Genomic DNA, 17,304 nt, shown 5'->3' with positions numbered 1-17,304 from the left:
TATGGGTAAATCAGACTTTGAGAATGCGATCGCCGCGACCGATGCCACAGACACCGGTACGGACGGTTTCGAGAATCAGACCGGCATCCAGCCCGGCGATGAACGAATCCAGCTTGCTGCTCGCCCCGGTCAGTTCGATGACGTAGGTCGATTCAGTGACGTCGATGATGCGGCCGCGGAAGATATCGGCCATCCGCTTCATCTCTTCGCGGTCCTTGCCGGTGGCACGGACCTTGATCAGCATCAGCTCGCGCTCGACGTGCGCGGCCTCGGAGAGATCGACCACCTTGACCACGTCGACCAGCTTGTTGAGCTGCTTGGTGATCTGCTCGAGCACGTCGTCCGAGCCCGAGGTCAGGATGGTCATCCGGGACAGCGAGGGATCTTCCGTCGGTGCCACGGTCAGCGATTCGATGTTGTAGCCGCGCGCCGAGAACAGGCCGGCCACCCGGGACAGGGCACCGGCTTCGTTTTCGATCAGGATGGAAATGATGTGTCGCATAGTGTTTTCCTTCCCCGCTCAGAGTTCTTCGGCGAGGATCATTTCGGTCAGGCCCTTGCCCGCCGCCACCATCGGGAAGACGTTGGCGCCCGGATCGATGATGAAGTCCATGAAGACCAGGTCGTCCTTGTGCTCGGTGAAGGCCTTGCGCAACGCCGGCTCGACGTCTTCCGGCTTCTCGATGCGCATGCCGACGTGGCCGTAGGCCTCGGCGAGCTTGACGAAGTCGGGCAGCGAGGTGACATAGGACTGCGAGTAACGCTTCGAGTAGAACATCTCCTGCCACTGGCGGACCATGCCGAGCATGCCGTTGTTCAGGTTGATGATCTTGACCGGCAGGCCGTACTGCTTGCAGGTTGACATTTCCTGGATGCACATCTGGATCGAGCCTTCGCCGGTGACGCAGGCGACCTGCGCCCCCGGGTTGGCCATCAGCACGCCCATGCCGTAAGGCAGGCCGACGCCCATCGTGCCCAGGCCGCCGGAGTTGATCCAGCGGCGCGGCTTGTCGAACTTGTAGTACTGGGCGGCGAACATCTGGTGCTGGCCGACGTCGGAAGTGATGAAGGCGTCGCCGCCGGTCACTTCGTAGAGTTTCTCGACGACGAACTGCGGCATGATGTGGTTCGACTGGCGGTAGGCCAGCGACTTGCGGCCGCGCCATTCGTCGATCTGCTTCCACCAGTCGGCAACTTCCGGATCGGTCTTGAAGCCGCCGTCGAGCAGCTTGAGCATCTCGTCGAGCACGTCGGCGACATTGCCGACGATCGGCACATCGACCTTGACCCGCTTGGAGATCGACGACGGATCGATGTCGATGTGGATGACGCGGCGCTTCTCGCTGCTGAAATGCTCCGGGTTGCCGATCACGCGGTCGTCGAAGCGGGCGCCGACGGCGAGGATCACGTCGGCGTAGTGCATCGCGTTGTTGGCTTCGAAGGTACCGTGCATGCCGAGCATGCCGACGAACTGACGGTCGGTCGCGGGATAGCCGCCGAGACCCATCAGCGTGTTGGTGACCGGGAAATCGAGCTTGCGGGCCAACTGCGTCAGCTTGTCGGCCGCGTCGGACAGGATCACGCCGCCGCCGCTGTAGATGATCGGCCGCTTGGCCTCCTGCAACATCTGCACGGCCTTCTTGATCTGACCGAGATGCCCCTTGACGACCGGGTTGTACGAACGCATCTGGATCGTTTTCGGGTACTCGAACTCGCACATCTGCGCCGTGACATCCTTCGGGATATCGACGACGACCGGACCGGGGCGGCCGGTGGCGGCAATGTGAAAAGCCTTCTTGATGGTGATCGCCAGATCCTTGACGTCCTTGACCAGGAAGTTGTGCTTGACGCAGGGCCGGGTGATGCCGACCGTGTCGCACTCCTGGAAGGCATCCTGACCGATGTACTGGGTCGGCACCTGACCGCAGAGGACAACCATCGGAATCGAATCCATGTAGGCAGTGGCGATACCGGTCACCGTGTTGGTGACGCCGGGGCCGGAGGTCACCAGCGCCACGCCGACGCGTTGCGAAGAACGCGAATAGGCATCCGCCGCATGCACCGCCGCCTGTTCGTGGCGTACCAGGACATGCCTGACCTCGTCCTGCTTGAAAAGGGCATCGTAGATGTGCAGGACGGAACCACCGGGGTATCCGAACACGCAATCGACCTTTTCTTCCTGCAGGCACCTGATTACAATTTCTGCACCGCTGATCATCATACTCGAGCCCAAAAAGCAGTTAACCTAAAAGGGCATAACCTTAATCGACACCCCACCGTGCGGTCAAGATTCAATCCTTGACCACCCGACCCCAACCCCCCAGTCAGAAAGTCACACCCTGGCCACCCCGTACCAGCTCTCAAGTTTCCTCGAGAACACCGAGCGGCGCGCCTTCAAGCAAGCCGTTTATGCGGTGCGAGAAGAGGAAGCTGCGCTCGACATCGTTCAGGATGCGATGATGAAGCTCGCCGAAAAATATGGCGACCGACCAGAGGAAGAACTCCCCCTGCTGTTCCAGCGCATCCTGCAGAACACCATCCGCGATTATTTCCGGCGCAGCAAGGTCAGGGCCCTATGGACCACGGCACTTTCGGCCTTTACCTCCGACGATGACGACCAGGACCCGCTCGAAATCCTGCAGTCCACGCAGGAAATCGATCACCCCGTAACGCCGGAAAGCCAGTTGTACCAGGCGAGAACGCTGGCCCTGATCGAAGAGGAACTAAAAAAGTTGCCACCACGTCAACGCGAAGCCTTTGTCATGCGTTACTGGGAGGAGTTGGATGTTGCCGAGACGGCAAGTGCGATGGGTTGCTCAGAGGGGAGCGTCAAAACGCACTGCTCGCGGGCCACGCATACGTTGGCAGCAGCCCTGTCGGCGAAGGGGATCAAGTTATGAATGAAGAAAGACAGGCATATCGCATCAAGCAGGCATTGGATCACGGCCTGCAGGACATTGCACCGGCCAGCGCCCGGCGCCTGGAGGCTGCCCGCCACTTGGCGCTGACGCGCCAGAAACAGGCAGAAAGCCAGTTGCTGGCCAACACGACGACCGGATTCTCGTTCTCCACGCCCTTTGGCAGAGGCACGTTACCCAACGGCTTCCGCCAGGGACTGGCGATCATCGGCCTGCTGCTGGGCATGTGGATATCCTTTTACTGGCACAGCGAGCAGTATGTCGCTGAAATCGCCGCGACGGACAGCGCCCTGCTGGCCGACGACCTCCCACCGGATGTATTGCAGGACAACGAATTTCTCGCATGGCTCATAGACGACACGGCGGAAGAAGCACTCTCGGAGGAATAATGCTGGCCGCGCTGCTGGCCTGCACTTTCCCGGCACAAGCCAATCCACCGACCAGCGCAGTGATCGGCACCCCGCCGCAACCGGACTGGGCCGGTCTCAGTATCGAGCAGCGGAAGATCCTGATGCCGCTCGCTGCCGAGTGGAACCGGATGGAGCATATCCGCCGCAAGCAGTGGCTGACGACGGCCTCCCGCTATCCGAAGATGGGCACCAAGGAACAGGAACGCGTCCAGAAGCGGATGCGCGACTGGGCCACGATGACGCCTGAACAACGCAACCGGGCGCGGGACAATTACCGCGACCTCTCCAAGTTGCCCAGCGCGCATCAGGAACAGATCAAGAAGAAATGGTCGGCCTACAAGAACCTGCCGGAATCGGAAAAACAGGGCGTCCGTGAGCGGCACAAATCGGCTATCCTTCTCGCCCCGCCACCCGTACCGGAACCCGCCGCCAGCGAGGAAACACCGCCGCCGGCGCAATAGTTCCGCTGCCCCACGATGATTCACGATCCCACCAGCATCGGTCGCCGACTGGGCGCCATGGTCTATGAAGGCCTGGTCGTCTTCGCCATCCTGATCGCCTTTTTCCTCTTTCCGCAGATCGTCCTGCAGGGATTCGGCTTCCAGCCCAGCGGCAAGCTGCAATGGCTGCACGTCTTCCTCGTGCTGCTGGTCTATTTCAGCTGGTGCTGGTTGCACGGCGGCCAGACCTTGCCGATGAAAACCTGGAAGCTGCGCCTGGTTGACCGGAACGGCGCACCGCTGCGCCCGCTGCAGGCGGTGCTGCGCTACATGGCCGCCTGGCCCGGCATCACCCTGTTCGGCGTCGGCATCCTCTGGGCGCTATTCGATCGCGAGGGGCTCTTCCTGCATGACAGGATCGCCGGCACCCGCATCGTCCGCGATGATTCAGCGCCGCTCGACCCACCAGATCATCGTCGCAGCGGCCAGAAGAAATAGCGCCGACGGCGCCGCCGCACTGGCGAACGGCGGCCAGGCGTTGATCACGCCAAGGTTGGAAAAGAGGCCGTTGAGCGCATAGAAGGCGATGCCGAGCATGACCCCGCCGAAAATCTTCAGGCTGACCCCGCCGACCCGGTCATGGAAGTAACCGAAGGGCAAGGCCAAAGTCACCATCACCAGCGACGCCAACGGGTAGAAAATCTTCTTCCAGATGGCGATCTCGTAGCGCTCGGTAGTCTGCCGGTTCGCCGACAGATGGCGGGTGTAGCCGAACAGGTCGTACAGCGACATGCGTTCCGGCGCGACCATCAGCACCGACAACAACGCCGGCGTGATCGACGACTGCCAGAGATCGCTGTCGAGGCGTTCGACACTTGCCTGGTCGCCAGCCAACCCGGTCCTCACGACATCCTTCATCAACCAGCCGCTGCGTTCGACATAGGAAGCGGAACTCGCCTCGGTCACCGAGCGCAGCGCGTTATTCTGATCGAAACGGTAGATGCGCACACCCTCAAGATAACTTTCATTCACCGCATTGCGCACATTGATGAAGTCCTTGCCATCCTTGACCCAGATACCACTGATGAAACCCTGCTGGGCGAAGGATTTGTCCATCGCGCTGGCCTTGACCTCCTGGCCCAGACGATCGGCAAACGGAACCACGGTCTCGCCAAGAACGAAGGTGGCCAGCGCCAGCAAAATCGCTGCCCGGTAAAGCGTCCGCAGCAATTGCCCCGTCGTCAGCCCGGAAGCTCGCAGGACGGTGATTTCGGAATGCCGGGCGAGGGTCGCCAACGCATACAGCGTGCCGATCAGGCAAGCCACCGGAATCAGTTCGTAAACCAGGCCGGGCAACGACGTCAGGACGATCAGCATGGCGCTGCCAACCCCGTACTGCCCCCGCCCTACCCAGCGCAGCTCATCGACAAAATCGAAGAACCCGAACAAGGCCACGAACGCGAACAGCACGAGCAGGATGGCCAACATCGTCTCGCGCACCAGATAGCGCTGATAAGTCATGCCGCGCATCATCATGAACGCTGCCTCTGCCACGAAAAAGCCCCGAAAATGCGCCGATAGAACAGCAGTCCCAGCGGCAGCAGCATGAGCAGATGCGGCAAAAGCACGCCTATCGTAAACGGCAGCTTGCCACCGATCACCCAGGCCTGACAGATCGAGATCAGATTGCTGTAAATAGCGTAAACAATGATTGCAATCAACATGTTGGCCGAGCGCCCGGCACGCGGATTGACATAAGACAGGGGGATCGCCAGCAAAGCCAGGATCAGCGCCGCCACCGGCAGCGAAACCCGCCACAGCAATTCGCCGCGCATGTCCGGCCCCGACTCCTGAAGCAGGGCGAGCAGCGGCATGCGGCGCGGCGACGGCCCCTTTGGCTGAACCTCGGCATCCTCGACGCGCACCAGGTAGCGTTCGAAGTCCATGATCCGGAAAGCCGCGCTCCCTGGTTCGACCTCATAGCGCCGGCCACGCTGCAGGACAAGGAAACGGTTGCCATTTTCATGGATTTCCTGCCCCCCGGAATCCGACATGACGACGCCAAGCTTGCCTTCCTGCAGCGACGCGACGAAAACGTTGCCGATCTTGCCTGCGACGTCGTCAAGACGCTCGATGAAATAGACCTGACGGCCGCCGCGCACCTCCTTGAATGTACCGGGCGAGACCGAAGACAACTCGGAGCGAGCGGAAAGACCGGCCTGAAACTCGCTCTGCGCCTGGTTGGCCCACGGCGCCAGGATCAGCGAAAGCCCGCCGACGGTCAGCATGATCGGCAACGCGAAGCGCAACACCGGCCGGACCCAGGTCATCAACGACATGCCACTGTTCAACCAGACGACCATCTCCGAATCGCGATACATCCGGGACAGCGACATCAGCACGGCGATGAACAAGGTCAGCGTGAGCAGCATCGGCAGGAACTTGACCATCGTGAAACCAAGCAAGGCCAGCACACTTTCCGGCGCGATCCCACCGCCGGCCGCATCCTTGAGCAGGCGGATCAACTGGATCGAGGTGACGATGGCCAGCAATACGACGACGATGCCAGCCGCTGCCTGGGCGAATTCGCGCCGCGCGGCGCGTTCGAATATCATGCTTTGACGAAACCGAAAAATTGCGTGGATAATCCACGGGATGCCGATATTTCCCTGGGACAGGAGCAGCGCGTGGAATTTAGCATAAAAAGCGGAAGCCCGGAAAAGCAGCGAAGCAACTGCGTCGTCGTCGGAGTTTTCGAGCACCGACGGTTGACGCTGTCGGCCGAACTGCTCGACAACGCCGCCAGCGGCATGATCAGCGACATCCTCCGGCGTGGCGACATGAACGGCAAGGCCGGCAGCACGCTGCTGCTGCACAACGTTCCCGGCACCCTGTGCGAACGCATCCTGCTGGTCGGCCTGGGCAAGGAAAAGGACTTCCGCGAAAAGGAATACTGCGCCGCCCTGCGCCTGGCGGTGAAGACCGTCGGCGAAACCGGCGCTCAGGACGCCACCCTGTTCCTCACCGAAATCGCCGTCCGCAAGCGCGATGCCGCCTGGCGCATCCGCCAGGCCGTCGTCTGCTCGCTAGCCGCCGGCTACCGTTTCGACCACTACCGCAGCAAGGATGACGAGCCGCGTCGCCTGCGTCAACTGACCCTGATCGTCGAACGACGCAGCGAACTGGCCGCCGCCGAAGAGGCGCTACGCCAGGGCCAGGCGATCGGCGAAGGCTGCCAGTGGGCGCGCGACCTCGGCAACCAGCCGCCGAATGTCTGCAATCCCGCCTACCTGGCCGAACAGGCGCAGGCACTGGCCGAGGAACTCGGTCTCGGCTGCGAAATCCTCGACCGCGCCGCCATGGCGGCGGCCGGCATGAACGCCCTGCTGGCGGTGGCGCGCGGCGCCGCTGCCGAACCCCGGCTGATCGTCCTCCACTACAAGGGCGCCAAGGCAGCGGACAAGCCGCTCGTCCTGGTCGGCAAGGGCGTCACCTTCGACTCCGGCGGCATCTCGCTGAAACCGGGCGCCGACATGGACGAAATGAAGTACGACATGTGCGGCGCCGCCGCCGTCCTCGGCACGATCAAGGCCGTCGCCCGGATGGCCCTGCCGCTCAACCTGACGGTGATCGTCCCGGCAGCGGAAAACATGCCCGACGGCAACGCGACGCGCCCCGGCGACATCGTCACGACGATGTCCGGGCAGACCGTCGAGATCCTCAACACCGATGCCGAAGGCCGCCTCCTCCTCTGCGATGCGCTGACCTACGCCGAGCGCTTCAACCCGGACACGGTGATCGACGTCGCCACCCTGACCGGCGCCTGCGTCGTCGCCCTCGGCCATGTCGCCAGCGGCCTGTTCGCCAACAAGGACAGCCTCGCCCGCGACCTCCAGGAAGCCGGCGAGGAAACCGGCGACCGCGCCTGGCACCTGCCGCTGTGGGACGACTATCAGGAGCTCCTGAAGAGCCCGTTCGCCGACATGGCCAACATCGGTGGCCGCTGGGGCGGCGCCATCAGCGCCGCCTGCTTCCTGTCGCGCTTCGCCAAGAAGTACGACTGGGCCCACCTCGACATCGCCGGCACCGCCTGGACCTCGGGCAAGGACAAGGGCGCCACCGGGCGGCCGGTTCCCCTGCTCGCCCAGTATCTGCTGCAACGCGCGGGAACGGTCGATTGACCAAGGTCTTCTTCTACCACGGCGCCTCCGACAAGATCGCCGCCGCCTGCGCGCTGATCGCCGGCGCCTGGGCCAAGCGCAAGCCGATCCTGGTCTATGCGCCGGACCGCGCAGTCGCCGACGGCGTCGACCGCCTGCTGTGGACCCGCGACCAACTGTCCTTCGTGCCGCACTGTCGGGCCGATTCACCGCTGGCGGCGGAAACGCCGATCCTGATCGCCGACCGCCTCGACGGGATCGCCCAGGACGAGCGGCTGATGAACCTGTCGAACGAAATCCCGCGCGCCTACGAACGCTTCCAGAGCCTGATCGAGGTGGTCGGTCAGGAAGAGTCCGAACGCCTGGCGGCGCGCGAGCGGGTCCGCTACTACAAGGAACAGGGCTGCGAGGTCAGCTATTTCGACCTCAAGGACCGCTGACGCCATGCCCAGCCCCATCCTGGCCCGTGCCGACGCCCTGATGCACCGCCGCCACAGCAGCGGCGAAAGCGAGGAAGTCCCGCTGCTCACCGACGCCATTGATGTCGAGAACGACATCCCGGTGCTGGTCAACGTAGCCCCTGCGCCGCCGCCGCCCCCTCCGGCAGCACGCCCGACGCCTCCGAAAGCCCCCGCAGCCGGCAATCCGGCGACGACACCGGTGCCGCCGCTCGACACCGACTGGGGCGCCGCCCTCGCCGAAGAACTCGGCCGGCGCATCGAAGCCCGGCTGCTCGCCGAGATTCCAAAGATCGTCGCGACAACGGTCGCCGAATTGCTCGGCGACCAGGAAAACTTCAAACGCCACCGGCGGCGCTGAGAAGGCGGCAAAGGGAGCTGCCGGCTCCGGTATAATCGCGGGTTTTCCCCTTTAGCAACAAGCTCATGGAACTCGCCAAAGCCTTCGAACCCGCCGACATTGAACGCCGCTGGTATCCCGAGTGGGAATCGCGCAATTACTTCGCCGCCGGCGTCGATAGCAGCAAGCCGGACAACTTCTGCATCCAGCTGCCGCCGCCCAACGTCACCGGCACGCTGCACATGGGCCACGGCTTCAACCAGACGATCATGGACGCGCTCACCCGCTACTACCGGATGCGCGGCCACAACACGCTGTGGCAGCCGGGCACCGACCACGCGGGGATTGCCACGCAGATCGTCGTCGAGCGCCAGCTCGACGCGCAAGGCATTTCGCGCCACGACCTCGGCCGCGAGAAGTTCCTGGAAAAGGTCTGGGAATGGAAGGAATACTCCGGCAACACCATCACCAAGCAGATGCGCCGCATGGGCACCAGCCCGGACTGGACGCGCGAGCGCTTCACGATGGACGCCGGCCTCAACCAGGTGGTCACCGAAACCTTCGTCCGCCTCTACAACGAAGGCCTGATCTACCGCGGCAAGCGCCTGGTGAACTGGGACCCGAAGCTGCACACCGCCGTTTCCGACCTGGAAGTCGTGCAGGAGGAAGAAGACGGCTTCATGTGGCAGATCCGCTATCCGCTGGCCGATGGCTCGGATAGCCTGGTCGTCGCCACGACGCGTCCGGAAACCATGCTCGGCGACACCGCGGTGATGGTGCATCCGGAAGACGAGCGCTACAAGCACATGATCGGCAAGATGGTGAAACTACCGCTGACCGGGCGCGAAATCCCGATCATCGCCGACAGCTACGTGGATCTCGAATTCGGCACCGGCTGCGTCAAGGTGACGCCGGCGCACGACTTCAACGACTACGCGGTCGGCCAGCGCCACGATCTGCCGATGATCTCGATCCTGACGCTGGACGGCAAGATCAACGACAACGCGCCGGAGAAGTATCGCGGCCTCGACCGTTTCGACGCCCGCAAGGCGGTCGTTGCCGATCTCGAAGCCGAAGGCATCCTGGTCAAGGTCGACAAGCACAAGCTGAAGGTGCCGCGCGGCGACCGCACTGGCGTCGTCATCGAGCCGATGCTCACCGACCAGTGGTTCGTCGCCATGTCGAAACCGGGCGAAGACGGCAAGTCGATCACCGAAAAGGCGCTGGAAGTCGTGCATTCCGGCGAGATCAAGTTCTACCCGGAAAACTGGGTCAACACCTACAACCAGTGGCTGAACAACATCCAGGACTGGTGCATCTCCCGCCAGCTCTGGTGGGGCCACCAGATTCCGGCGTGGTACGGCGAGAACGGCGAGACCTTCGTCGCCCACAGCGAGGAAGAAGCCCGCGCCGCCGCCACCAAGGCCGGCTATAGCGGCGCCCTGAGCCGTGACGAGGACGTCCTCGACACCTGGTTCTCGTCCGCCCTGTGGCCGTTCTCGACACTGGACTGGACCGGCGACGAAGCCGTCGACGCCGCCAACCCGCTGCTCCAGCAATATCTGCCGTCGTCGGTGCTGGTTACCGGCTTCGACATCATCTTCTTCTGGGTCGCACGCATGGTCATGATGACCAAGCAGATCACCGGCAAGATCCCGTTCAAGCACGTCTATGTGCACGGCCTGATCCGCGACGGCGAAGGCCAGAAGATGTTGAAGTCGAAGGGCAACGTGCTCGACCCGATCGACCTGATCGACGGCATCGGCGTCGACGCGCTGGTCGAAAAGCGCACCTTCGGCCTGATGAACCCGAAGCAGGCGGAGAGCATCGCCAAGAAGACGAAGAAGGAATTCCCGGAAGGCATCCCGGCCTTCGGCACCGACGCGCTGCGCTTCACCTTCGCCAGCCTCGCCTCGCCCGGCCGCGACATCAAGTTCGATCTGAATCGCTGCGACGGCTACCGCAACTTCTGCAACAAGCTGTGGAACGCCACCCGCTTCGTGCTGATGAACGTCGAAGGCCACGACCTGGCGCTCGACCACCAGCAGAACGGCCCTAGCTGCGGCGGCAACGCACCGCTGGAATTCTCCTTCGCCGACCGCTGGATCGTCAGCCAGCTGCAGCGCGTCGAACAGGAAGTCGAACGCCATTTCGTCGACTACCGTTTCGACCTGATCGCCCAGGCCATCTACAAGTTCGTCTGGGACGAGTTCTGCGACTGGTACCTGGAAATCGCCAAGGTCGAGGTCCAGACCGGCAACGAGGCCCAGCAGCGCGGCGCCCGCCGGACCCTGATCCGCACCCTGGAAGCCATCCTGCGCCTGGCCCACCCGCTGATTCCCTTCGTCACCGAGGAACTGTGGCAGACCGTGGCGCCGATTGCCGGGCGCAAGACGCACGACTCGATCATGCTCGCCGCCTACCCGCGCGCCGAGGACTACAAGATCGACGCTGCCAGCGAAGCCAAGGTCGAGCGCCTGAAGGCGCTGGCCCACGCCTGCCGCAACCTGCGCGGCGAGATGGGGATTTCTCCGGCCCAGCGCACGCCGCTGCTGGTCGCCGGCGGCGGCGAGGAGATTGCCGAGTTCGCGCCGATCCTGCAGGCGCTGGCCAAGCTGTCCGAAGTACAGATCCTCGCCGACCTGCCGGAAGATGCGATGGCACCGGTCGCCGTCGTTGGCGAAACGCGCCTGATGCTCAAGGTCGAGATCGACGTCGCCGCCGAAAAGGAGCGCCTGAAGAAGGAAATCGACAAGCTGGAAAAGCAGATCGCTTCCGCCCAGGCCAAGCTCGGCAACGAGAGTTTCGTCGCCCGCGCCCCGGCCGCCGTTGTCGAGCAGGAGAAGCAGCGGGTCGCCGACTTCGGCGCCACGCTCGACAAACTGAAGCAGCAACTGGCCAAACTGGAAGCCTGACATGAACGCACCGCAGCACACGGAACGCTTCTCCGCGACCTTCAGGGCCCTGATGGTGTTCTGCGTCCTGGTCTGGCTGTGGGGACTCGGGCTGTTCATGTTCTGGCCGTGGCAGAAGGGTGGCGAATGGCTGCCCGACTACCCGCTCGCCGTGCGCTGCGCCGACGGCCAGACCTGCGCCGTCCCGGTCGGCCAGCTAGCCGCCGCCCGCACCGACGGCCGGGTGAGCTCGCTGATCCCCGCCGAGGAAAGCGGGGAAACGGCTTACGAGATGATCACCGTGCAATGGAAAACGCTGCCCGGCGGCATGCAGGTCAAGGCCTCGGCCTGGAACTTCCAGACCACGGTGCGCTACCGGATCGAAAACGAACAGCCGGTGCTGGTCGAATACCAGGAAATCGGCGGCAAGGTCTTCCTCTACGCGCTGCTCGGCGCCCTCGTCTCGCTCGCCCTGCTCTACCTGAACAAGCGGCGCAAGGCCGCCGGCTGAAAAAGCCGCAAGATCAACAGTCGACCGCAAAATCCCCGGATTTCATGGTCGACCGTGAAATTCCCCTAGATTTCGCCGCCCGGCCGCAATTCAACCGGGATCAGGCCGCGTAGCGCATTGCCCAGCCAGAAGCCGTCGGCCAGATCGGCCGGCCGTAGCACTGCCTCACGCGCTCGCCCGCGGGCGAGCAGGCTGGCCCGCAGCACGCCGGGCAAGGCACCGCTGCCCAGCGGCGGCGTCAGCAGCACGCCATCGCGTTCGACAAAAACATTGCTACGCGCGCCTTCGGCGACCTCGCCGCGCTGGTTGAGAAAAACCGCGTCGAACACGTCCGCCGGCAAGCCGGCCAACGCCGCGTCGTAAACAGCACGTGCGGTCGTCTTGTGACGACGCAGCGGGTCGTCCGCATCGATCGCCGTGTTGGCCAGCCAGGCGCCCAGCGTTTGCGGCGGCGTGGCCGCCAGGGGAAAGGACTGCACCTCGATTTTCCCCGCCTTGTCCAGCGTCAGCCGGACCCGCCAGGTACCGGCGGTCGGCTGTTCGGCGAGCGCGCGCAACAGCGCCTGTTCGTCGACCGGGAAGCCAAGCCAGGCGGCGGAACGGCACAGGCGCTCGTAATGGCCGGCCCACATCGGATAAACCCCGTTGTCGCGGCGCAAGGTCTCGATCAGTTGCAGGCCGGGATCGCAATCGCGCAGGAAAGATGCTTTCAGGCGGCACTCGGCCCATTCGGCAGTAGCCTCGGAATCGGCGACGACACCACTGCCGATGCCCATCCGTCCGCGGCGGTCGGCATCCAGCTCAAGCGTGCGGATGGCGACGTTGAGGCGGCAGTCGCCATCGGGCGCCAGCCAGCCGAAAGCGCCGGTGTAGATGGCGCGCGGCGCCGGCTCCAGCTCGCCGATGATCTGCATGGCGCGGATCTTCGGCGCGCCGGTGATCGAACCGCAGGGAAACAGCGCCGTCAGGATGTCGCCGAAGCTGCGGCCGGCCACCGTCGCCGAGATTTCCGAGACCATCTGCCGCACCGTCGGATAGTCCTCGATCTCGAACAGGCGCTCGACCCGCACGCTGCCGTTGGCGGCGATGCGCCCGAGGTCGTTGCGCAGGAGATCGACGATCATCAGGTTTTCGGCGCGATCCTTGAGCGAATCACGCAGCGCTTCCGGCGGCGCCTGCAACGGCGCGGTCCCCTTCATCGGCCGGGTCAGCAGGCGATCGCCGCGGCGTTCGACGAACAGCTCCGGCGACAGCGAGACGATGCCCTGCCGCGCGTCGCCGACGAACCCGCCGTAGCGTACCGGCTGCCGGCGGCGCAGACGGGCATAAAGGTCGAGCGGCTTGCCGAACCAGTCGAATTCGAACGGAAAGGTGAAATTGACCTGGTAGCAGTCGCCGGCGGCGATCCACTGCTGGATGCGCTGCAGCGCAGCGCGATAGCCGGCTTCGCCAAGCGCCTCACGCAAACCGCCAACGCCTGCCGCGGCGGCGCTCGCCTGCGCGGCCAGCCACTGCTCGGCTGCCGCTGCCGTCAGGCGGTGGCAGTCGCGAAAGCGCCAGAAGCGCGCCAGTGGCTTCGCGCCGGGCCGCCAGTCCGGCGGCGCCGAGCGCGGCTCAAGCAGGTAACCGAGTTCGTAGTCGAGGGCGACGACGGTCCACGCCGGCTGCGCTTCGATCCGCGCCAGGATGGCGTGCAGAGCATCGAGGTCGGCCGCTTCGAGAAGCTCGTCACAGCCATCGAAGCGCCAAGCGGCGGGTTCGCCCGCAGGCGCCCGCCGATCCTCGAAAAACGCGGCAAATCCGGGACTTATTTGCGCTTCAGCAGATACTCGAAGACACCGCTCTCTTCCCGCTTGGCAACCAGCTCGTTGCCGGTCTGCCGGGCAAAGGCGGGGAAGTCCTTGAGAGAACCCGGATCGGTGGCGAGAACGCGCAGCACCTGGCCGGATTCCATTTCGGCCAGGGTCTTCTTGGTGCGCAGGATGGGCAGCGGGCAGTTCAGCCCCTTGACGTCGAGTTCGCGATCAAATTCCATGGTCGTCGTGTAGTTGGATCAAGCCGGGAATTCTACTCTCAATTGTTCTTTTCCTTCAGTTCCTCGAGACGCCGCAACTTGAGTTCGCGCAACCGCGAGTCGATCGCCGACATCTCGTAGAAATCGCCGCCCGCCTTTCTCGCCAGTTCAAGCTGCTCGATCGCCCCGGCGGTCTGCCCCTGCAGCGCAAAAACCTCGGCCAGCGCCCGATGCTGCGCCCCGGGCCGGCCCATGCCGGCATAACTGGCGGCGCGCAGGCGATGCAGACGCAGGTCGTCGGGCCGTAGCCGCAACTGCTCGTCGGCCAGCTTCAGGGCATCGCCGAAACGCCGCAGTTCGGACAAGGCGGCACCATAGCCGTAGATCAGCGCCATGTTGCGGGGATAACGACTGATCGCCGCCCGATAGATGCGCAGACCTTCCTCGCCATGACCGGCAGCCACCCGCACGTCGGCCGCGAGATGTTCGAGGATCGGCGAAGCCTCGCCCAGCGCACGCGCGGCATCGACCTCGCGTTGCGCCTCGGCCCAGGCCCGGTTGCGGAAATGCGCCTGAGCCAGTCCGTAGCGCGTCGCCGCTTCGCTGGCGAACTTGCGCGCAGCCAACTGCTCGGCAAACTCCTTCACCGCATCGCCCGGCCGCCCCTGTTGGGCACGCAGACGGGCGCGGACCAGATGAAAATCGAGGCTGTCGGGCACCTGGCGATAGTTGAGGCCGATCTCGCGGTTCTGCATGTCGGCGAGACGTTCGCCGGTCAGCGGATGCGTGCGCAGATAGGCCACCGCATTGTTCTCGTAGAGCCTGACCGATTGCTGCAGGCGACCGAAAAAGCCGGCCATGCCGCGCTCGTCGAAGCCGGCGCGGCCCAGCATGTCGAAGGCGATGCGGTCGGCTTCGCGCTCGAAATCGCGCGAATAGGCCAGTTGCGCGGAAATGGCACCGGCTTGCGAGGTAGCGATCGCCGCCCCCGCCACCTGGGAATTCGAACGCGCCGCCAGCAAGCCGAGGCCCATCGCCAGCATCGAGGCGATACCGATCCGCTTGGACTGGAATATCTGCCGGGCGATATGGCGCTGCGTCACATGCGACAACTCGTGCGCCAGCACCCCGGCAAGCTCCGACTCGCTCTGCGCAGCCAGGATCAGACCACTATGCACACCGACATAACCACCGGGCATGGCAAAGGCGTTGATCGCCGGATCGGTCAGCGCGAAGATCTCGAACCCGAAACCCGGATCGGTACTGACGCCAGCCAGGCGCCCGGCCAGTTGATTGAGGTAGGACTCGATGTCGTAATCGTCGAGATAGCTGATCTCGCGCTGACGGATTTCCTGCATGATCTGCAGGCCGATGCGCTTCTCCAGAGAGACCGGCAACTCCTCGCTGGCGACCTCGCCGAGTTCGGGCAGATTTTGCGCGACCGCTGGCGGCACCGCCAGCAAGGCAGCCAGGAGAAGGGCAAGAGGGCGGCGCAGCGAAAACATGGTGCTATGATAGCGCAGCCTTCCTACAGCGCCTGACCGGTGCTTGGTAACCAAACGTAAGCCATCGTGAGCGATTCCCCTCTGACCCATTTTGACAGCGCCGGCCAGGCCCACATGGTCGATGTCGGCGCCAAGGCGGAAAGTTCCCGCCGCGCCCGCGCCGCCGGCAGCATCAGCATGCAACCGGAAACGCTGGCCCTGATCCGCGACGGCTCGGCCAAGAAAGGCGACGTTCTTGGCGTTGCCCGGATCGCCGCCATCCAGGCTGCCAAACGCACCGGCGAACTGATCCCGCTCTGCCACCCGATCGCGCTGACCCGGGTCAGCGTCGAATTCACCATCGATGTCGCAGCCTCCGCCGTGCACTGCGAAGTCACCGCCGAATGCAGCGGCCGTACGGGCGTCGAAATGGAAGCCCTGACCGCGGCGACGATTGGTCTGCTGACCATCTACGACATGTGCAAAGCGGTCGATCGCGGCATGCGCATCGACCATGTCCGCCTAGTGGAAAAGCTGGGCGGCAAATCCGGACACTGGCAAGCACCCTGAACTGCGCCATGGAAAACACCTCGGAACTGCGCCGGAAATTTCTCCGCAAAGGCATCGGCGCCAGCCTCCTCCTGCCGCTGATCGGAAGCGGACTGCTGCTACCGGGGCGCGTCCTCGCCAGCGAATGGAAAACCCGCGCCTTCACCGCCCGCAGCACGGCCGATGCCTTGCAGCAACTCGCCGTCAGTGGTGCCACGGAAAGCCGCGACATCGTCATCAATGCGCCGGAGATTGCCGAAAACGGCGCCAAGGTCAACATCGAGATCGCCAGCAACCTGCCGGGCACGCGCAGCTTGCTACTGCTGGCTGACCGCAATCCGATGCCCTTGTGCGCCGAGCTCAACTTCGCCGGCAACGCCTTGCCCTATGCCAAGGTGCAGGTCAAGCTGGCGGAAAGCACCCGGGTTCGGGCACTGGCCCGGACCAGCGACGGCAGGACGCACGTCGCCATCCGGGAAATCAAGGTCACGCTTGGCGGATGCGGTGGTTGAAATGAGTGCAGAAATCAAGATTCGCGCACAACTTCAGGGCGACGTCGCGCTGATCCGCGTCCTCATGCAACACCCGATGGAAAGCGGACAGCGCCGTGACGAAGAGGGCAAAACACTTGCCGCGCATTTCATTCAGACCTTCAGCGTCGTACTGAACAAGCAGCGTCTGATCGACGGTCAGTTGAACACCTCGATCGCCACCAACCCATTGTTTACGTTCAAGGCACGCAACATCAAGGCGGGTGACCGCCTGTCGGTGCACTGGACCGACAACATGGGCAAGGAAAGGCACGACGAGATCGACGTCGGCTGACGCGAAAACGCCGGTAAAACAAAAAACCGCCTGAAATCAGGCGGTCGCTTCGCAATCGAAGATCGGCGCCGGTCAGGCGCGCTGGATATTGGAAGCCTGCTTGCCTTTGGGGCCTTGCACGACCTCGAAGGAAACCTTCTCGCCTTCCTTCAGGGTCTTGAAGCCATTCATGTTAATGGCGGAAAAATGGGCGAAGAGGTCTTCGCTGCCATCATCGGGCGTAATGAAGCCGAAGCCCTTGGAATCATTGAACCACTTGACAGTACCGATTGCCATGTCTGCTACATCCCTACAAAAAGCC

20 protein-coding genes are annotated in these 17,304 nt (G+C 63.8%); 12 read left to right on the top strand and 8 right to left on the bottom strand.

Annotation, left to right across the window (positions count from 1 at the left end):
- Positions 1 to 10 precede the first annotated feature (10 nt).
- Both ilvN and ilvB read right to left on the bottom strand, forming a co-directional pair.
- A complete protein-coding gene (gene ilvN, locus AC0KWY_RS19825; RefSeq protein WP_374326627.1) occupies positions 11 to 502 on the bottom strand; it encodes an acetolactate synthase small subunit in 492 nt (163 codons plus the stop codon).
- A gap of 18 nt (positions 503 to 520) precedes the next feature.
- On the bottom strand, positions 521 to 2,221 hold the full coding sequence (gene ilvB / locus AC0KWY_RS19820; protein ID WP_474027207.1) for a biosynthetic-type acetolactate synthase large subunit: 1,701 nt from the start codon (positions 2,219 to 2,221) through the stop codon (positions 521 to 523).
- Positions 2,222 to 2,255: 34 nt separating this feature from the next.
- Between ilvB and AC0KWY_RS19815 the strand changes: the two genes are divergently transcribed.
- From AC0KWY_RS19815 to AC0KWY_RS19800, 4 genes are read left to right on the top strand one after another with little or no spacing between them, the layout of a single operon-like run.
- Positions 2,256 to 2,900, top strand: a complete 645-nt coding sequence (locus tag AC0KWY_RS19815) for an RNA polymerase sigma factor (protein WP_474029762.1) — start codon at positions 2,256 to 2,258, stop codon at positions 2,898 to 2,900.
- Positions 2,897 to 3,307, top strand: coding sequence for a DUF3619 family protein (locus AC0KWY_RS19810; RefSeq protein ID WP_474027206.1), 411 nt, complete (start codon positions 2,897 to 2,899; stop codon positions 3,305 to 3,307). Before AC0KWY_RS19815 ends, AC0KWY_RS19810 begins: the two co-directional genes overlap by 4 nt.
- Positions 3,307 to 3,789, top strand: a complete 483-nt coding sequence (locus AC0KWY_RS19805; protein WP_474027205.1) for a DUF3106 domain-containing protein — start codon at positions 3,307 to 3,309, stop codon at positions 3,787 to 3,789. Before AC0KWY_RS19810 ends, AC0KWY_RS19805 begins: the two co-directional genes overlap by 1 nt.
- A 15-nt stretch (positions 3,790 to 3,804) precedes the next feature.
- The gene (locus tag AC0KWY_RS19800; protein ID WP_474027204.1) at positions 3,805 to 4,266 is read left to right on the top strand and encodes an RDD family protein; all 462 of its coding nucleotides are present in this window, start codon (positions 3,805 to 3,807) and stop codon (positions 4,264 to 4,266) included.
- Here AC0KWY_RS19800 and lptG read toward each other — a convergent pair.
- The gene (gene lptG / locus AC0KWY_RS19795) at positions 4,216 to 5,322 is read right to left on the bottom strand and encodes an LPS export ABC transporter permease LptG (RefSeq protein ID WP_474027203.1); all 1,107 of its coding nucleotides are present in this window, start codon (positions 5,320 to 5,322) and stop codon (positions 4,216 to 4,218) included. The two genes, AC0KWY_RS19800 and lptG, sit on opposite strands and share 51 nt — an antisense overlap.
- Positions 5,301 to 6,383, bottom strand: a complete 1,083-nt coding sequence (gene lptF / locus AC0KWY_RS19790; protein ID WP_474027202.1) for an LPS export ABC transporter permease LptF — start codon at positions 6,381 to 6,383, stop codon at positions 5,301 to 5,303. The genes lptG and lptF overlap by 22 nt, the downstream gene beginning before the upstream one ends.
- A 72-nt stretch (positions 6,384 to 6,455) precedes the next feature.
- Between lptF and AC0KWY_RS19785 the strand changes: the two genes are divergently transcribed.
- The 5 genes from AC0KWY_RS19785 (at position 6,456) to AC0KWY_RS19765 (ending at position 12,131) form a co-directional block, all read left to right on the top strand.
- Positions 6,456 to 7,949 carry a leucyl aminopeptidase gene (locus AC0KWY_RS19785; protein ID WP_474027201.1) on the top strand — a complete coding sequence of 498 codons (1,494 nt, stop codon included), beginning with the start codon at positions 6,456 to 6,458 and terminating at the stop codon, positions 7,947 to 7,949.
- The gene (locus AC0KWY_RS19780; protein ID WP_474027200.1) at positions 7,946 to 8,368 is read left to right on the top strand and encodes a DNA polymerase III subunit chi; all 423 of its coding nucleotides are present in this window, start codon (positions 7,946 to 7,948) and stop codon (positions 8,366 to 8,368) included. Before AC0KWY_RS19785 ends, AC0KWY_RS19780 begins: the two co-directional genes overlap by 4 nt.
- 4 nt (positions 8,369 to 8,372) lie before the next feature.
- Positions 8,373 to 8,747, top strand: coding sequence for a hypothetical protein (locus AC0KWY_RS19775; RefSeq protein WP_474027199.1), 375 nt, complete (start codon positions 8,373 to 8,375; stop codon positions 8,745 to 8,747).
- 65 nt (positions 8,748 to 8,812) lie between these two features.
- Positions 8,813 to 11,641, top strand: coding sequence for a valine--tRNA ligase (locus AC0KWY_RS19770; RefSeq protein ID WP_474027198.1), 2,829 nt, complete (start codon positions 8,813 to 8,815; stop codon positions 11,639 to 11,641).
- 1 nt (position 11,642) lies between these two features.
- Complete coding sequence (locus AC0KWY_RS19765; RefSeq protein WP_474027197.1) at positions 11,643 to 12,131, top strand: hypothetical protein; 489 nt, start codon at positions 11,643 to 11,645, stop codon at positions 12,129 to 12,131.
- A 65-nt stretch (positions 12,132 to 12,196) separates the two neighbouring features.
- Here AC0KWY_RS19765 and pabB read toward each other — a convergent pair whose 3' ends face one another.
- The 3 genes from pabB to AC0KWY_RS19750 all read right to left on the bottom strand — a co-directional run bounded on the left by pabB (position 12,197) and on the right by AC0KWY_RS19750 (position 15,650).
- Complete coding sequence (gene pabB, locus AC0KWY_RS19760; RefSeq protein ID WP_474029761.1) at positions 12,197 to 13,807, bottom strand: aminodeoxychorismate synthase component I; 1,611 nt, start codon at positions 13,805 to 13,807, stop codon at positions 12,197 to 12,199.
- A gap of 131 nt (positions 13,808 to 13,938) precedes the next feature.
- Positions 13,939 to 14,166 (bottom strand): sulfurtransferase TusA family protein, encoded by a 228-nt coding sequence (locus AC0KWY_RS19755; RefSeq protein WP_474027196.1) that lies wholly within the window; start codon positions 14,164 to 14,166, stop codon positions 13,939 to 13,941.
- Positions 14,167 to 14,204: 38 nt separating this feature from the next.
- Entirely contained in the window at positions 14,205 to 15,650 is a 1,446-nt protein-coding gene (locus AC0KWY_RS19750; protein WP_474027195.1) for a M48 family metalloprotease, read from the bottom strand.
- Between the two features lie 114 nt (positions 15,651 to 15,764).
- On the opposite strand from AC0KWY_RS19750, the gene moaC reads away from it, so the two are divergent.
- From moaC to soxZ, 3 genes are read left to right on the top strand one after another with little or no spacing between them, the layout of a single operon-like run.
- Positions 15,765 to 16,199, top strand: coding sequence for a cyclic pyranopterin monophosphate synthase MoaC (gene moaC, locus AC0KWY_RS19745; RefSeq protein ID WP_474029760.1), 435 nt, complete (start codon positions 15,765 to 15,767; stop codon positions 16,197 to 16,199).
- 8 nt (positions 16,200 to 16,207) lie between these two features.
- Positions 16,208 to 16,690, top strand: a complete 483-nt coding sequence (gene soxY, locus AC0KWY_RS19740) for a thiosulfate oxidation carrier protein SoxY (protein ID WP_474027194.1) — start codon at positions 16,208 to 16,210, stop codon at positions 16,688 to 16,690.
- 1 nt (position 16,691) lies between these two features.
- Positions 16,692 to 17,003 (top strand): thiosulfate oxidation carrier complex protein SoxZ, encoded by a 312-nt coding sequence (gene soxZ, locus AC0KWY_RS19735; RefSeq protein ID WP_474027193.1) that lies wholly within the window; start codon positions 16,692 to 16,694, stop codon positions 17,001 to 17,003.
- A gap of 72 nt (positions 17,004 to 17,075) precedes the next feature.
- On the opposite strand, the gene AC0KWY_RS19730 is transcribed toward soxZ, so the two are convergent.
- A complete protein-coding gene (locus tag AC0KWY_RS19730; protein ID WP_028994647.1) occupies positions 17,076 to 17,279 on the bottom strand; it encodes a cold-shock protein in 204 nt (67 codons plus the stop codon).
- Positions 17,280 to 17,304 lie beyond the last annotated feature (25 nt).

This window comes from Azonexus sp. MM2026_4, from assembly GCF_055901855.1.
Note: the sequence above shows the minus strand (reverse complement) of the source record. Positions and strands in the feature narration are given on the sequence as shown.

Excerpts from the sequence above, each read along its gene's own strand:
- ilvN (WP_374326627.1), bottom strand. The coding sequence starts at position 502 with ATGCGACACATCATTTCCATCCTGATCGAAAACGAAGCCGGTGCCCTG.
- ilvB (WP_474027207.1), bottom strand. The coding sequence starts at position 2,221 with ATGATGATCAGCGGTGCAGAAATTGTAATCAGGTGCCTGCAGGAAGAA.
- AC0KWY_RS19810 (WP_474027206.1), top strand. The coding sequence starts at position 2,897 with ATGAATGAAGAAAGACAGGCATATCGCATCAAGCAGGCATTGGATCAC.
- AC0KWY_RS19805 (WP_474027205.1), top strand. The coding sequence starts at position 3,307 with ATGCTGGCCGCGCTGCTGGCCTGCACTTTCCCGGCACAAGCCAATCCA.
- AC0KWY_RS19800 (WP_474027204.1), top strand. The coding sequence starts at position 3,805 with ATGATTCACGATCCCACCAGCATCGGTCGCCGACTGGGCGCCATGGTC.
- lptF (WP_474027202.1), bottom strand. The coding sequence starts at position 6,383 with ATGATATTCGAACGCGCCGCGCGGCGCGAATTCGCCCAGGCAGCGGCT.
- AC0KWY_RS19775 (WP_474027199.1), top strand. The coding sequence starts at position 8,373 with ATGCCCAGCCCCATCCTGGCCCGTGCCGACGCCCTGATGCACCGCCGC.
- AC0KWY_RS19770 (WP_474027198.1), top strand. The coding sequence starts at position 8,813 with ATGGAACTCGCCAAAGCCTTCGAACCCGCCGACATTGAACGCCGCTGG.
- AC0KWY_RS19765 (WP_474027197.1), top strand. The coding sequence starts at position 11,643 with ATGAACGCACCGCAGCACACGGAACGCTTCTCCGCGACCTTCAGGGCC.
- AC0KWY_RS19755 (WP_474027196.1), bottom strand. The coding sequence starts at position 14,166 with ATGGAATTTGATCGCGAACTCGACGTCAAGGGGCTGAACTGCCCGCTG.
- AC0KWY_RS19750 (WP_474027195.1), bottom strand. The coding sequence starts at position 15,650 with ATGTTTTCGCTGCGCCGCCCTCTTGCCCTTCTCCTGGCTGCCTTGCTG.
- moaC (WP_474029760.1), top strand. The coding sequence starts at position 15,765 with ATGGTCGATGTCGGCGCCAAGGCGGAAAGTTCCCGCCGCGCCCGCGCC.
- soxY (WP_474027194.1), top strand. The coding sequence starts at position 16,208 with ATGGAAAACACCTCGGAACTGCGCCGGAAATTTCTCCGCAAAGGCATC.
- soxZ (WP_474027193.1), top strand. The coding sequence starts at position 16,692 with ATGAGTGCAGAAATCAAGATTCGCGCACAACTTCAGGGCGACGTCGCG.
- AC0KWY_RS19730 (WP_028994647.1), bottom strand. The coding sequence starts at position 17,279 with ATGGCAATCGGTACTGTCAAGTGGTTCAATGATTCCAAGGGCTTCGGC.